The sequence below is a fragment of the Skermanella stibiiresistens SB22 genome, assembly GCF_000576635.1.
Classification (GTDB): Bacteria; Pseudomonadota; Alphaproteobacteria; order Azospirillales; family Azospirillaceae; genus Skermanella; species Skermanella stibiiresistens.
The window spans coordinates 157,150-171,092 of sequence record NZ_AVFL01000002.1 but is presented as its reverse complement, the minus strand read 5'-3'; the positions used below and the strand labels follow the sequence as shown (position 1 = coordinate 171,092).

The window sequence follows — 13,943 nt, the reverse complement described above, 5'->3', positions numbered from 1 at the left end:
GCTGGGGCATCATCTCCAAGGAAGTCGTCGAAGCGCCTCATGAAGGCAGCCGTCATTGTATTCCCCGGCTCCAATTGCGACCGCGACGTCAGCGTCGCCTTGGAGCACGCCACGGGCCACAAGCCCGCCATGGTCTGGCACCGCGACAGCGACCTTCCCCAGGTCGACCTGATCGTCGTTCCAGGCGGATTCTCATACGGCGACTATCTGCGCAGCGGCGCGATGGCCGCCCAATCGCCGGTGATGCGCGAGGTCGTGGCCCGCGCCAAGTCCGGCACGCGGGTGCTCGGGATCTGCAACGGCTTCCAGATCCTGACGGAGGCCAAGCTGCTGCCGGGCGCGCTGATGCGGAACGCCGGGCTCAAGTTCCTGTGCCGCACGGTCGACCTGCGCGTCGAGAACGCCGACAGCGCCTTCACCGCCGGCTACGCCAAGGACCAGCTGATCCGCCTGCCGGTGGCCCATCATGACGGCAACTACTTCGCCGACGCCGACACCCTCGCCCGGATCGAGGACAACGGCATGGTCGCGTTCCGCTATGTGACGCCGGACGGCGCGATCGACGCCTCGGGCAACCCGAACGGTTCGGCCAACGCCGTCGCCGGCCTGTTCAACGAGGGCCGCACGGTCCTGGGCCTGATGCCACATCCGGAGCGGGCGGCCGAGCCGCTGCACGGCAACACCGACGGCAAGCCGCTCCTAGACGGTCTTGTGGAGGCCCTGTCTTGACCACCACCCACCAGAGCAAGGAGCCGGCCGTCACACCGGAATTGGCCGCCGAGTACGGGTTGTCGCTGGAGGAATACCAGCGAATGCTCGACATCACCCAGCGGACGCCCTCGTTCACCGAGCTTGGCATCTTCTCCGTGATGTGGTCGGAGCATTGTTCATACAAGTCGTCGCGGGTCTGGCTGAAGAAGCTCCCGACCAAGGCGCCGCACGTGATCTGCGGGCCGGGCGAGAACGCCGGCGTGATCGACATCGGCGACGGCCAAGCGGCCATCTTCAAGATGGAAAGCCACAACCACCCGTCGTTCATCGAACCCTATCAGGGTGCGGCGACCGGTGTCGGCGGCATCCTGCGCGACGTCTTCACCATGGGCGCCCGCCCGATCGCGAACATGAACGCGCTGCGGTTCGGCAGTCCCGACCATCCGAAGACGCGCCACCTGATCTCGGGTGTCGTCGCCGGCATCGGCGGCTATGGCAACTGCGTCGGCGTGCCGACAGTCGGCGGCGAGACCAATTTCCACCCGTCCTACAACGGCAACATCCTGGTCAACGCGATGACCGTGGGTCTGGCCGACACGGACAAGATCTTCTATTCGGCCGCCGCGGGCGTCGGCAATCCCGTCGTCTATGTCGGCTCCAAGACCGGGCGCGACGGCATCCACGGCGCCACCATGGCCTCGACCGAGTTCACCGAGGACAGCGAGGAGAAGCGTCCGACGGTCCAGGTTGGCGACCCCTTCACCGAGAAGCTGCTGATCGAGGCCTGCCTGGAATTGATGGCGACCGACGCGATCGTCGCGATCCAGGACATGGGCGCCGCCGGCCTGACCTCATCCTCGGTCGAGATGGCCGACAAGGGCGGGCTCGGCATCGAGCTGGACCTCGACGCGGTTCCCCAGCGCGAAACCGGCATGTCGCCGTATGAGATCATGCTGTCCGAGAGCCAGGAGCGGATGCTGATCGTCCTGAAGCCGGGACGCGAGGATCTGGCCAAGGCGATCTTCGACAAATGGGAACTGGACTTCGCCGTGATCGGCCGGGTGACCGACACCGGCCGCTTGGTCCTCAAGATGCACGGCGAGACCTATTGCGACCTGGAGGTCGGCCCGCTGGTCGACCGCGCGCCGGTCTATGAGCGGCCCTGGGAACCGACGCCGCCGCAAGCGGACATTCCGGCCAGCGAGGCTCCCCTGCCCGGCCCCGCGACCGAGGTCCTGCACCGCCTGATCGGGGGTCCGGATCTGGCATCGCGCCGCTGGATCTGGGAGCAGTATGACAGCCAGGTCGGCGCCGACACGGTGGCGGCCTCGGGTGGAGACGCCGCCGTGGTCCGCGTCCATGGCACCAACAAGGCGCTGGCGATCACCACCGACTGCACGCCGCGCTACTGCTTCGCCGACCCGGTCCGGGGCGGCGCGCAGGCGGTCGCGGAGGCGTGGCGCAACCTGACGGCGGTCGGTGCCACGCCGCTGGCGATCACCGACAACATGAACTTCGGCAATCCTCAGAAGCCGCGGATCATGGGTCAGTTCGCCGGCTGCATCCAGGGCATGGCCGAAGCCTGCACCACCCTGGAGTTCCCCGTCGTCTCGGGCAATGTCAGCCTGTACAACGAGACCAATGGCGAGGGCATCCTGCCGACACCGGCGATCGGCGGAGTCGGAATCCTGCCCGACGCGTCGCTGGCCGCTTCCGTCGCCTTCAAGGCCGCTGGCGAGGCGATCCTGCTGATCGGCGACACGGTGGGCCATGTCGGCCAATCGCTCTACCTGCGCGAGATCCATGGCCGCGAGGCGGGTTCTCCCCCGCCGGTCGATCTTGCGGCGGAACGTCGCAATGGTGACCTCGTCCGCGGGCTGATCCGCGACCGGGCGGTCACCGCTTGCCATGACCTGTCCGATGGCGGCCTGCTCGTCGCCGTGGCTGAAATGGCGATGGCGGGCCGGATCGGTGCCGATATCGACCTTCCTGCCGGGCTGGACGCCGCCGGCTTCCTGTTCGGCGAGGATCAAGCGCGTTATCTGGTCACCGCGACCGATGCCGACGCCGTCATCGAGCGCGCGCGCGTGGCCAGCGTGCCCGTGCTACGGTTGGGAACCACCGGTGGCACCTCGTTGACAGTCGGCGGGACCGACGCCATATCGGTTGATGGCCTGAGAACGGCACATGAAGCGTGGCTGCCAGCCGTCATGGCGGGTGGCGCGGATCAACCCACAAGCTGAGCGGGAAGGCTGAACAATGGCGATGGACGCGGCTAATATCGAGAGCCTGATCAGGGAAGGCATCCCTGGTGCCGAGGTTCGCATCGAGGACTTGCGGGGCGATGGCGACCATTACGCCGCCCATGTGGAGGCCGCCGCTTTCAAGGGTAAGACACGCGTCCAGCAGCACAAGATGGTCTACGACGCATTGCAGGGCCGCATGGGCGGGGAACTTCACGCCCTTGCCTTGCAGACCAGCGTACCGAAAGATGCCTAGCAGCCAGGACACCGCGGGCGGCCCATTTCGGGCCAGTGCTTCCCGCACGCCGCTTTGACAAGGATATCGAGACATGGATAACGCCGTATCGGAACGGATCAAGAATGACGTCGAGTCCAATGACGTCGTCCTCTTCATGAAGGGCACCCCGGTGTTCCCGCAGTGCGGCTTCTCCTCGGCCGTGGTGCAGGTGCTGACCCATCTGGGCGTCAAGTTCAAGGGCATCGACGTGCTGGTCGACCCGAGCCTGCGCGACGGCATCAAGACGTACAGCAACTGGCCGACCATTCCCCAGCTCTACGTCAAGGGTGAGTTCATCGGCGGTTGCGACATCGTCCGCGAGATGTACGAGACCGGTGAACTGGCCGAGATGCTGAGCACCAAGGGCGTGGACGTTCAGGTCAAGGCCTGATCCCCCGTCGTCCAGCATCAAGCCGATCAAAAAAAGGGTCCCGTCCGCGGGGCCCTTTTTTCATTGGGTGTACATCCTCACGGCTGCCGATATGCATATAACCCCGTTAATCGCCCGGTAATCCTTCGCACGCGAAAGTCGATCAGACCAAAGTAAAGCTGGAAGGTGTCGTTATGACGGGCGGTTCGGGTGCGATGGTGGCGAGCGGATTCGTTCGACGCCTGACACTTCGTTTTCTTGGCTCCGCAGTTGCGTACGCCTTGCTTGCCATCGGTGTCGTCGGCGCTTCGATGTCGATTCTCGTGCTCATGGGCCTCCAGCGGTTCTCCGCCGATTGGGCGGCGGTCATGGCGAATTCGAAGATCGAAGGAGCGGAGAACCTGACATCGACGGTGTCCCTGATGTCCTTTCTGGTGACTTGGGGTAGCGTCGCGACCATTGCCACCTTGATCTCGGTCGGCCTGTTCTTCCTGTGGTTCACGCGGGCGCGCGTGGTCAATCCGCTGCTGCGCCTGACCAAGGCCATCGACCAACTGGCCGGCGGAAATGCCACCGTGACGATCCCCTACGCCACTCACCAGGACGAGATCGGCGTCATGGCGCGGGCCGTCCTGGTGCTCAAGGAGAACACGGTCGAGAAGCTGCGGCTGGAAGCCGAGCAGGCGGAGTTGAAGCGCCGCTCCGAGGATGACCGCCGCCGCGTTCTGGGTGATTTGGCCGGCCGGCTCGACGAGAGCGTGGGGCACGTGGTCGAGACCCTGTCGGGCGCCGCGACCGCGCTGCAGTCCAACGCCCAGTTGATGCTGAGTTCGTGCGACGACGCCCGCGAGCGCTCCTCCGCCATCGCGTCCACCTCCAAAGTCTCCTCCACCAGCGTCGAGAGCCTAGCCGCCGCCGCCAACGCACTGTCCGACAGCATTTCGGACATCGAGCGCCAGACCGGCGAGGCGACCGGCGTCGCCCAGACCGGAATGCGTCAGGTCGCGGAAACCAACGAAGTGGTGGCCGGGCTCAGCGATACGGTGAACGAGATCGGCCAAGTGGTTGGCATGATTGGACAGATCGCCGAGCAGACCAACCTGTTGGCGCTCAACGCCACGATCGAGTCGGCCCGTGCCGGCATGGCCGGCAAGGGCTTCGCGGTGGTCGCCAGCGAGGTCAAGAACCTGGCAGGACAAGCCGGCCGCGCCACCGAGGAAGTGACCCAGAAGATCCAGCAGATCCAGGAGGTCACCAACCGGGCGGTCGCCACCATGACCAGCGTCGCCCAGACGATCGAGCGGATCGGCGGCATCGTCACGTCCATCGCGGCGGCCGTCGAACGGCAGAGCGGTGCCGCCAAGACCATCGCCCACAATGTCGATACGGCATCCGACGGAACCAAGCGGGTCTATAGCGATATCGAACGCGTCGCGTCGGCGACGGAGAGCACGGGCAAGACCGCCGACGAGGTGATGCGATCGGCGCGGTCCGTCAACGACAAGGCCCACGACTTGCGCGCCACCGTCGATGGCTTCCTGCAAAAGCTTCGAAGCGCCTAATGCAAATCCGGAGAGCTCCGCAATCCAGTCATGCCGGGGATGCGGAGCGATGGATGCGCCGGTTTGGTTGCCCACGTGTTAAGCAACCAGCATGCCCAATCCGCCGATCACATCCCCCGGCAGTCCGCGCGAGAACCGCGGCGCGCGGGTTCCAATGGACCCCGCCGTTTCCGGCGTCCTCTACGCGCTTGCCGCCTTCCTGCTCTGGGGGGCGGCCCCGCTCTTCTTCAAGGCGCTGCAACCCGCGACGCCCCTGGAGATCCTGTCGCACCGGGTCCTGTGGTCGCTGCTTCTGATGGTGGCCTTGGTCCTCGCGATGCGGGACCCGCGCGATGTCGTCCGGGCGTTATCCAGCACAGGGCGCGTCGGCATCTTCATCGTGACCACGTGTCTGGTGACGACCAACTGGCTGCTGTTCATCTGGGCGGTCAACAGCAACCACATCATCCAGACCAGCCTTGGCTATTACATCAACCCGCTCGTCAACGTGATCCTGGGTGTGCTGTTCCTCAGCGAGCGCCTGAACCGCTACCAAGTGTTCTCGGTCGCGCTGGCCGCCGTCGGTGTCGCCAGCTTGGTGATCAACCTGGGGGAACTGCCGTGGGTATCGCTGACCCTGGCGGTGACTTTCGGCTTCTACGCCTTGATTCGGAAGAAGATGGCGATCGACCCGCTGATCGGGTTGTTGATCGAGACCGCGATGCTGACACCGTTCGCCGCGTTCTACCTGATCTGGATCGCCAGTCTCGGAACCGCGCACTTCAGCTTGGATAATCCCGGTTTGGCGGGCTTGCTGGCGGTGTCCGGCTTCGTCACCGCCCTGCCCCTGATCTTCTTCAACTTCGGTGCCCAGCGCCTGAAGCTCTCGACCATCGGCCTGATGCAGTACATATCGCCAACCCTGCAATTGGCGGTTGGCGTGCTCCTGTTCGGAGAGGCCTTCACCCTGGCGCATGGTATCGCCTTTGGATTGATCTGGCTCGCCCTGGCGGTCTACAGCGCCGACGCCTTCCTGGCGCACCGCGCCCGACCGTGAACTGGCTTGTGAATCAGCAGACGCGTCGGGAGTGATGCCGGCTGACGCTTCGCTATGAGGAAACAAACCAGCTGGATAATAGCCGGAGCCGTAGGTCGGGTAGAGCGAAGCGGCACCCGACACCAACTCGCCTGCTTGTCGGGGTCCGCTTCGCTCTACCCGACCTACGGTTGAAATTAGATCGACGAACCAACCAGAGTAATAGTTGCATTCACGGTGGATTGGCGCGCCGCACCGGTGGCAACTGCAGCCGTCCCAAGATCGACCGTCGCTTGATCAATCCGGCAAATAAAAAGGGCGCCCGCCGAGGCGGACGCCCTTCCAAGTTCGTCAACCGCTTTGATTAGCGGCTGTAATACTCGACCACCAGGTTCGGTTCCATCTGGACCGGGTACGGCACGTCGGCGAAGGCCGGCGCACGCACGAAGGTGCCCTTGAGGGCCGAGGTGTCGACGTCCAGATAATCGGGGATGTCGCGCTCACCCGAGGAGATCGCCTCGAGCACCAGCGCCATCTGCTTCGACTTCTGCTTGACCTCGATCACATCGCCGTCCTTGACCTGGTAGGACGGAATGTTGACGCGCTTGCCGTTGACCCGGACGTGGCCGTGGTTGACGAACTGGCGCGAGGCGAACGGGGTCGGCACGAACTTCATGCGGTAGACCACCGCGTCCAGCCGGCGCTCCAGCAATTGGATCAGGTTCTCGCCGGTGTCGCCGCGGCGGCGGACGGCTTCGGCGTAGAGGCGGCGGAACTGCTTCTCGCCGATGTTGCCGTAGTAGCCCTTCAGCTTCTGCTTGGCCATCAGCTGCAGGCCGAAGTCGGACGGCTTCTTGCGGCGCTGACCATGCTGGCCGGGGCCGTACTCACGGCGGTTGATCGGGCTCTTCGGGCGGCCCCAGAGGTTGACGCCCAGACGGCGATCGATCTTGTACTTGGACTCTTGACGCTTGCTCATACGCTATCGCTTTCGACGCTGTTTGTTGTCCCAATAGGTCCTGCCGGAAAATCGACCGCGGACGGGGCGTTACCACACGCACGCCCACCTTCTTGGGAGGAAGCGCCGGACTATACCCACCAGACGGGCAAAGTCAAATGCAAGTGACCTGAAAAGCACCTCGGATGCCCCTCAAGCGGCATTCCCCGAAGTGTTGACCGAGCGGATATCGGTCAGGAACCGGTCGATCATCCCCCGCAGATCACTGGCTTGGCGCGACAGCGTTGTCACGGCGCCATTGACGTCATCGGCGGCCTTGCCCGTTTCACCGGCACCGTCGCGAACACCTTCGATGCTGCGCGAGACCGTCCGCGTCCCATCCGCCGCCTGCCGCGCGCTTTCGACGATGTCGTGGGTGGCACCGCTCTGGTCCCGGACCGCGCCGGCGATGATGCCGCCGATCTCGTTCATGCGTCCGATGATTCGGGTGATGTCGCGGATCGCCTCCGTGCCGAGCCTCGTCGCGTCCTGGACCGCGTTGATCTGGGCGGTGATCTCGCCCGTGGCGTGCGCCGTCTGGTTGGCCAGCGCCTTGACCTCGTTGGCGACGACGGCGAAGCCCTTGCCGGCCTCCCCGGCCCGCGCCGCCTCGATCGTGGCGTTCAGCGCCAGCAGGTTGGTCTTGGCCGCGATGCTGGTGATCAGCTTGACGACCTCGCCGATCTTGCGCGTGGTTTCGTCCATGCCGGTCACCAGATCGTTGGCCCGCTCCGCCGAGGTGACGGCCTGCCCGGCCACGCGCGTCGACTCGCCGACCTGCCGCTCGATTTCGGTGATCGCCAAGGACAACCGCTCCGCCGTCGACGCCACGGCGTCGACATTGGACGAGGCCAGCGAGGCGGCGCCGGTCACCGAATCGGCCTGATGCTCGGTCTGCTGGGCGACGGTCGACAGCGAGCCGGCGGCCGCCTCCAGCGTCTCCGTCGCCGACGTGACCTGATTGAGCGTGCGGGAAATCTCGCCGTCGAGCGACAGCACCAATTCCTCCATGGCTTGGGCGCGCCGTTCGCGCTGTTCGTGACCCAACCGCTGGGCCTCCCACGACTGGTCCAGCTTGACGCCATTGTCGCGGAACACCGCCAGCGACTCGACGATGGCTCCCAACTCGTCATCACGCGCCAGCGAGCCGATATCCACGTCCCGCCGTCCGTCGGCGAGCTTGCGGGTCGCCGCGGCGATGCGCTCTATCGAACCCGTGGTGGCGCGTCCGATCCCCCAGGAAAACCCAGCCACAGCCACCACCGCGAACAGCGTCGATCCCAGGAAGACCAGCCGCATCAGATCGGCGGTCGTCGCCGACTGATCGGCCTGGACGCGGGCGTTGTCGACACCCGACGCGATGACGGTGGCGATCAGCGCGTTCAGTTTCTTGTAGTTCTCCTCCAAGGGCCCGATCAGCTTGACGACACCCCGGAAATCGAACTCCAGCATCGACTCGACGACATCGATCATCTCGCGATAGGTGGCGAGGCCCTCGATCGCCTCGGTCAGCCTCCCTTGCTCGTGGGGCTGGGCGTAGCGGTCGCGCCACGTGCCGAGATCGGCGATGATCGCGTCCAGTTCCGTCCTGATGAGGGTCAGCCTCTCCTCCAAGCGGGCCTCGGTTCCCTGCGCCGCCTTGGCGACGACCGTCTGGTAGAGTTGGCCATTGACCCTGTCGATCCGGCCGCTGACGGTCGCGAGGTCGATGCCGCCCCGCAGGTTCGCCTCGACCATCATGCGGAGATCTCCGACCAGCCTGCCCAATCCCGTGTATCCAACCGTGGCCACGACGATCATGAGGCAGACCGACAATCCGGGCGCCAGGGCGAACTTGAAGAAGAACGGCAGGTTGGACAGGGTCGGACGCTTCGCCATGATGTCTTCTCCAGTCAGTGTTACCGGTCCCGAGCGAGGCTATCCGATCAGAGGATCAATAATCGGCGCGCAGCGAGAGATAGACCCTCCGCTCGACTTCGGGCATCGACGTCTCCCGATGGGAGGTCTGGTTGAACGACAGGCCCTCGAGCGCGACGGTGAACACGTCGTTGACATGATAGCCAAGCCGCCCGCTGAAGGTGATCTGATCATCGACGTTGACCAGTTGGGTGCCGCCCGTGTTGACCTGATAGAATGGCACCTTGGCGCCGGAGACGTAGTGGGCTGACAGGTCGGCTTCGAAGGCGCCCAGGGTATAGCCCAGCTTGGCGTTGACCTTGTGGCGCGGCGTGCTGTCCTCGAAGGCGGCGCCACCGGCCCTGCCGTCGTCGTAGGCCGCGACCAGATCGTCGTCGATGATCTCGAAGGCGTAGTTCACCCCCCAGCGCCAGGACGTTCCGATCCGCCCATCGAGACCGATCTCCGCGCCCGTCGCGTTGGAACCGCCGATGTTGCTGAACAGGAAGTCGTAGCCGGCGGGTGAGATGGCGGTGATCCGGGTGCCGTCGATGTCACCGATCAGGTTCTTGGAGGTTTGGCGGTACAGGCTGAAACGGCCCAGCGCGTCGATCGACGGCAGGCGGCGGTCATAGCCGAACTCGTAGTTCATCACCGCCATCGGATCGATGTCGGGATTTCCCGAGAGGCGGGACGCGCCGATCGGGCCGAACGGCACCGGAAACCCGTCCGAATAGCCCAAACCGATCATCGAGGGCAGCTGGACGCCGCGCGACGCCATCAGCCGGAAGGTGTCGAGCCGGGTCGGGCGCCAAGCGAGGCTGCTGTTGTAGCTGAACTCCGTCAGCTTCTTGTCGTAGTCGTCGTTGGTGAACGGGCCATTGGCGCCCGGCACATTCACCAGACCGATCGGTCCGCCGCGATCCAGCCGAAGATGGTCGACCCGGACCGCGTTGGTCAGCGACACGGTGTCGGTGACCGCCCAATCCCACATCCCACCCGAGGAATAGACGTCGTAGGAGACGGTGGCGTCCTTGTGGGGCACCGTCTCCATCGCGTTGTGGCGGTACTCGGCGCTGATACGGAAGCTGTGGCTGGTCCCGACCTTGAAGAGATCCTGAAGCTTGGCGACCGTGACGCTGTTGCTGATCGGCAGTGTCGGCAGCACGTTGCCGCTGTCGAGACTGGCCTCCAACCAATTGCGGTAGATCGAGGCCTCCCACAGGCCATATTCCCCCTCGCCGGTCAGCGATGTCCGCGCCGAATAGGTGTCGGTCGTGGCCGCGACGGGTGAGAAGATCGACAGCATCTCGGTCTGCTCGACATGGCTGCGCGTCAGGTCTACGCCCCATTGGGTGTCGGGGCCGACCTGGAACAACCCATCCATGCTGATCGAGCGGCGCTCGGGATCGCGCCGCAGCAGGCTCACCATGGGGTTCGCCGCGGTGTCGAACTCATCGGAGTTGGAGGCGCCGGCGGAAATCCGCAAGCCGCCCTTCTCGCCGAACTTGATCGTGTTGACCAGCGACGCCTCGCGGTACTTCTGGGTGCCGCCGCGCACCGTCGCGGTGTTGACGTCGTCATAGAGCGGCGAGAAGGTGATGATGTTGATCACCCCAGCGACCGCGTTGAAGCCGAACAGCGCGGAGTTCGGCCCCTTGACGACCTCGATCTGGCGGATCTCGGAGAGTTCGACCGGGATGGCGCTCCAGTTGGTCAGGCCATAATGGTCGAGATAGACCTGCCTGCCGTTCACCAGCACCAGCAGCCGAGGCGAATAACCCTGGTTGTAGCCGCGCACGCCGACGTCCGACGCGCCATTGGTCCAGCGCCAGATATCGACGCCGGCGACATTCCGCAGGATGTCGGGAATCCCCGTGGCACCCGAGCGCCGGATGTCTTCCGCGCTGATGATGTCCATGGTCACCGGAACCTCGGTCTGCCGTTGCGGCTTGCCGGTCGCGCTGGTCGTCACCGGCTCCTTGAACAAGGCTTCCAGATCACCGTAATTGATCGTCTGGGCATGAGCCGGCGCGGCCAGGACGAGCGCGAGGCCGATGGATGCGAGTGGAAACAAGGTCTTCATGGCGTATCCTCGGGGCGTCACGCTAGGCGGGAGCGGCATCAGATTTCGACGATCAGCATGCGGAAGGCGGCCCTGAAGGCGACCTGCGATTGATCGGCGGCTTGCTTGTTGACCAGGATCTCGACCGCGGGCTGGGTGGCCACGGACATGACGCATCGACCAGCGCGGGCGCAGCTCGGATCGGTCGACACGGTCAGCAGATGCTGGGATTTGGCCGCTTCGAAGATGGCGGCGTGATGCGCTTGCATGCCGACCGTCACGAAGACGACACCGGCGCCCGCGATCTTGGCGAGCTACGTCACCGGTACCAGTAACGGTTCCAGCGTCAAGGCGCCCTCCTTGAAGCCGGCTCCCAGCAGTCCCGCCAGCCTCTCGGCCTCGGCCTGGGATGCCGCTATGTCCGGCGCGAAGATGATGGCCATCTTCGCCGGAGTGGCCGGCTTGGCGGCCATGAAGCCCAACGACTTGGCGATCACCTGCACATCGTCGACCGCCACTTCTGCGTGAGCGGCGGCCGCGGGCAGGCAAAGGAGAGCCGTCAGGACAATCGCCTTCCACTTCATAAGCGTGTCCTCGCTGGTTGGCGGGTAGTTTTCAGTATGTCCTGCTGTTCGAAAACTATCGTTTGCGCCCGGATGTCTCTAGCAAAAGATTAAATTTTTTTGTGAAAAAATGTAAATTTATGGTGTCGAGCTTGTAGTCTTTAAATTGAAATATGACGCGCAGGAAGTTACGGACCCCAATTTCGACTGCGGGCGTCTGAACAGCCCCATGCGAACGTATGGTAAATCTTGGCAGTGCGCACAAATCAAACAGCCGCGAAACAATAGCCTTGGCCGTGTATTGTGAGAATAAGACGGGGGTCTTGTGGATCGACTTCAATCTTGCGGCGCAACCGGCCAATCAGGACATCGATTGTCCGATCATCGGGGGAACCGGGCCGTCCGCTGACGGCGGTGGTCAGGCGATCCCTGTCGAGAATGCATCCGCGGTTGCAGGACATCATTGTCAGCAGATCGAATTCGCTGCGGGTCAGGCGGACACCCCGTCCCTCCGGATCCCGCAGCGACCGCCGCGCGATATCCAGCATCCAGCCGTCGAAATGATGGACCGCTCCCGCTCCGGAGGAACCGGGTCGCAGCCGCCGCAGCAGGTTTCTGACCTTGAGCGCCAGTTCCCGCAAGTTGAGCGGCTTGACCAGGAAATCGTCGGCGCCCAGTTCCAGGCTGATGATGCGGTCGATCTCCTCGGCGCGCCTGGATGTGACGATGATTCCCAGGGAATCGGTCTGGCGGAGTTGGCCCAGGCGATTGAAGGGAATGCCATCGGGTAGGAGCAGGTCGACCAAGAGCAGATCGACGCGGCGGGCCGCTAGGGCGGCATCCATCTCACTGAGGCTGGTGGCCTCGACGACTTGGTAGCCTTCCCCACGCAGGCACCCGGCCGTGGCGGCGCGGGTTGGTTCGTCGTCTTCCACCATCAGGATCGTTTGCCGGCTTGGCGCCGCTATTCCCGCCTCCCGATCCATGTCGCCCGCTTCCGATCAGCGCCGGCGCCTGCATCCGGCATTACTTTAGTAGTAATGCCGGCGGATAGGCCTTACAAGCTTTATGGTGATTGGCGCACTTCGCGCACGCGATCCCCACGGCTTGGCGAGCATCGGAAATGGACATCAAGCCATCCTGGCATGGACTCCGCCGATCAGCTGAGAGGCCTCCAGGATCTGCGCGGTGGCTTCCCGCAGATCGGCGCGGTCCAGCTCGCTGGCCCCCGCGTCCTCCAAAACCATCTGGGCGAGATCGATCTCCTCGATCGCCTCGCTCAGCAGGATGCCCGCCTCCATCAGATTGGCTTTGGCCTTTCCACCCTGACCCGCAAATTGCAAATGCCGGAATGCGCGATGCAGAGCGTTGCCGAACTTCTCGATATCCATGATACCCCCATGCGAAAGATGAGGCGATCTCAGCAACGGCCGTGCCAGAAAACGAAACCTTATACAAAAGCCAGCTATACTATTCCTTAGGTGTGGGCTTCCTGCGGCCGACAAGTCCCGAAACTATTCCATGAAACGTCCTGACTTCCTGCTCGGTCAGATCCATTCTCTGAAAGCAATTCCTTATAGCTCTAATCATTGACGGTTTCTTTTCCGGCGAGGAGAAGAAACCGCATTGCTCGAGTTCCGCTTCCAGATGGCCGAACAGGTTGACCAGTTCGTCCTTGGTGGCCGGCCGGGTCGCTCCGGTATGGAGATAGCGGCCCGGAGTCGCGTCGGCGGTCTGGTACCACTCGTAGCCGATCAAAAGCACGGCTTGGGCGAGGTTGAGCGAGCTGAAGGCGGGGTTCAGCGGAACCGTCAGGCTGGTGTCGGCCAAAGCAAGGTCGTCGTTGAACAATCCCGTCCGTTCCGGGCCGAACAGGATGCCGGTGGTCAGACCCGCCACCGACTGGGCCCGCATCTCCACCGCCGCTTCCTTGGGTGTCATGATCCGCTTGATCATCCCCCTGTTGCGCGCGGTGGTCGCGAAGACATGGGCGAGGTCGGCGATCGCCTCCTCGGTCGTGTCGAACAGCTTGGCGTTGTCGAGCACCAGATCGGCACCGGACGCCGACGCGGTGGCGCTGCCATTCGGCCAGCCGTCACGCGGGCGCACCAGCCGGAGGTCGGTTAGGCCGCAGTTGAGCATGGCGCGGGCGCAGGTGCCGATGTTCTCGCCGAGCTGGGGTTCGATCAGAATGATCGCGGGGCCGCCGAGCACGGCTTCCCGCCTTGGATTGGTTCCTGACAT

14 protein-coding genes are annotated in these 13,943 nt (G+C 64.2%); 6 read left to right on the top strand and 8 right to left on the bottom strand.

Features of this window, described 5'->3' with window-relative positions; translation table 11 throughout:
- The first annotated feature begins 39 nt into the window (after positions 1-39).
- From purQ to rarD, 6 genes are all read left to right on the top strand, one after another.
- Positions 40-729 carry a phosphoribosylformylglycinamidine synthase subunit PurQ gene (gene purQ / locus N825_RS03420; protein ID WP_037447014.1) on the top strand — a complete coding sequence of 230 codons (690 nt, stop codon included), beginning with the start codon at positions 40-42 and terminating at the stop codon, positions 727-729.
- Positions 726-2,954: a phosphoribosylformylglycinamidine synthase subunit PurL gene (gene purL, locus N825_RS03415; RefSeq protein ID WP_037447012.1), complete on the top strand. Its 2,229-nt coding sequence runs from the start codon at positions 726-728 to the stop codon at positions 2,952-2,954. Before purQ ends, purL begins: the two co-directional genes overlap by 4 nt.
- Before the next feature lie 16 nt (positions 2,955-2,970).
- A complete protein-coding gene (locus N825_RS03410) occupies positions 2,971-3,210 on the top strand; it encodes a BolA/IbaG family iron-sulfur metabolism protein (protein WP_037447009.1) in 240 nt (79 codons plus the stop codon).
- 73 nt (positions 3,211-3,283) lie between these two features.
- Positions 3,284-3,622, top strand: coding sequence for a Grx4 family monothiol glutaredoxin (gene grxD, locus N825_RS03405; protein ID WP_037447006.1), 339 nt, complete (start codon positions 3,284-3,286; stop codon positions 3,620-3,622).
- 290 nt (positions 3,623-3,912) lie between these two features.
- Complete coding sequence (locus tag N825_RS03400) at positions 3,913-5,163, top strand: methyl-accepting chemotaxis protein (protein ID WP_198038166.1); 1,251 nt, start codon at positions 3,913-3,915, stop codon at positions 5,161-5,163.
- Positions 5,164-5,254: 91 nt separating this feature from the next.
- Positions 5,255-6,199 (top strand): EamA family transporter RarD, encoded by a 945-nt coding sequence (gene rarD / locus N825_RS03395; protein ID WP_245612998.1) that lies wholly within the window; start codon positions 5,255-5,257, stop codon positions 6,197-6,199.
- A gap of 343 nt (positions 6,200-6,542) precedes the next feature.
- Here rarD and rpsD read toward each other — a convergent pair whose 3' ends face one another.
- The 8 genes from rpsD to N825_RS03355 form a co-directional block, all read right to left on the bottom strand.
- The gene (gene rpsD / locus N825_RS03390; RefSeq protein ID WP_037447002.1) at positions 6,543-7,157 is read right to left on the bottom strand and encodes a 30S ribosomal protein S4; all 615 of its coding nucleotides are present in this window, start codon (positions 7,155-7,157) and stop codon (positions 6,543-6,545) included.
- Between the two features lie 171 nt (positions 7,158-7,328).
- Positions 7,329-9,053, bottom strand: a complete 1,725-nt coding sequence (locus N825_RS36150) for a methyl-accepting chemotaxis protein (protein ID WP_051511483.1) — start codon at positions 9,051-9,053, stop codon at positions 7,329-7,331.
- A 55-nt stretch (positions 9,054-9,108) separates the two neighbouring features.
- Positions 9,109-11,157 (bottom strand): TonB-dependent receptor plug domain-containing protein, encoded by a 2,049-nt coding sequence (locus tag N825_RS03380; RefSeq protein WP_051511482.1) that lies wholly within the window; start codon positions 11,155-11,157, stop codon positions 9,109-9,111.
- A gap of 38 nt (positions 11,158-11,195) precedes the next feature.
- Positions 11,196-11,441: a YfiR/HmsC family protein gene (locus N825_RS38660; protein ID WP_281174348.1), complete on the bottom strand. Its 246-nt coding sequence runs from the start codon at positions 11,439-11,441 to the stop codon at positions 11,196-11,198.
- 9 nt (positions 11,442-11,450) lie between these two features.
- The gene (locus N825_RS03370; RefSeq protein WP_157618952.1) at positions 11,451-11,720 is read right to left on the bottom strand and encodes a hypothetical protein; all 270 of its coding nucleotides are present in this window, start codon (positions 11,718-11,720) and stop codon (positions 11,451-11,453) included.
- 245 nt (positions 11,721-11,965) lie between these two features.
- Positions 11,966-12,637 (bottom strand): winged helix-turn-helix domain-containing protein, encoded by a 672-nt coding sequence (locus N825_RS03365; RefSeq protein WP_037447707.1) that lies wholly within the window; start codon positions 12,635-12,637, stop codon positions 11,966-11,968.
- Positions 12,638-12,829: 192 nt separating this feature from the next.
- Complete coding sequence (locus N825_RS03360; protein WP_037446993.1) at positions 12,830-13,090, bottom strand: hypothetical protein; 261 nt, start codon at positions 13,088-13,090, stop codon at positions 12,830-12,832.
- 79 nt (positions 13,091-13,169) lie between these two features.
- Complete coding sequence (locus tag N825_RS03355) at positions 13,170-13,943, bottom strand: RNA methyltransferase (protein ID WP_037446992.1); 774 nt, start codon at positions 13,941-13,943, stop codon at positions 13,170-13,172.

Excerpts from the sequence above, each read along its gene's own strand:
- N825_RS36150 (WP_051511483.1), bottom strand. The coding sequence starts at position 9,053 with ATGGCGAAGCGTCCGACCCTGTCCAACCTGCCGTTCTTCTTCAAGTTC.
- N825_RS03400 (WP_198038166.1), top strand. The coding sequence starts at position 3,913 with ATGTCGATTCTCGTGCTCATGGGCCTCCAGCGGTTCTCCGCCGATTGG.
- rarD (WP_245612998.1), top strand. The coding sequence starts at position 5,255 with ATGCCCAATCCGCCGATCACATCCCCCGGCAGTCCGCGCGAGAACCGC.
- N825_RS03360 (WP_037446993.1), bottom strand. The coding sequence starts at position 13,090 with ATGGATATCGAGAAGTTCGGCAACGCTCTGCATCGCGCATTCCGGCAT.
- N825_RS03370 (WP_157618952.1), bottom strand. The coding sequence starts at position 11,720 with ATGAAGTGGAAGGCGATTGTCCTGACGGCTCTCCTTTGCCTGCCCGCG.
- N825_RS03355 (WP_037446992.1), bottom strand. The coding sequence starts at position 13,943 with ATGTCAGGAACCAATCCAAGGCGGGAAGCCGTGCTCGGCGGCCCCGCG.
- purQ (WP_037447014.1), top strand. The coding sequence starts at position 40 with ATGAAGGCAGCCGTCATTGTATTCCCCGGCTCCAATTGCGACCGCGAC.
- N825_RS03380 (WP_051511482.1), bottom strand. The coding sequence starts at position 11,157 with ATGAAGACCTTGTTTCCACTCGCATCCATCGGCCTCGCGCTCGTCCTG.
- rpsD (WP_037447002.1), bottom strand. The coding sequence starts at position 7,157 with ATGAGCAAGCGTCAAGAGTCCAAGTACAAGATCGATCGCCGTCTGGGC.
- grxD (WP_037447006.1), top strand. The coding sequence starts at position 3,284 with ATGGATAACGCCGTATCGGAACGGATCAAGAATGACGTCGAGTCCAAT.
- N825_RS03365 (WP_037447707.1), bottom strand. The coding sequence starts at position 12,637 with ATGGTGGAAGACGACGAACCAACCCGCGCCGCCACGGCCGGGTGCCTG.
- N825_RS03410 (WP_037447009.1), top strand. The coding sequence starts at position 2,971 with ATGGCGATGGACGCGGCTAATATCGAGAGCCTGATCAGGGAAGGCATC.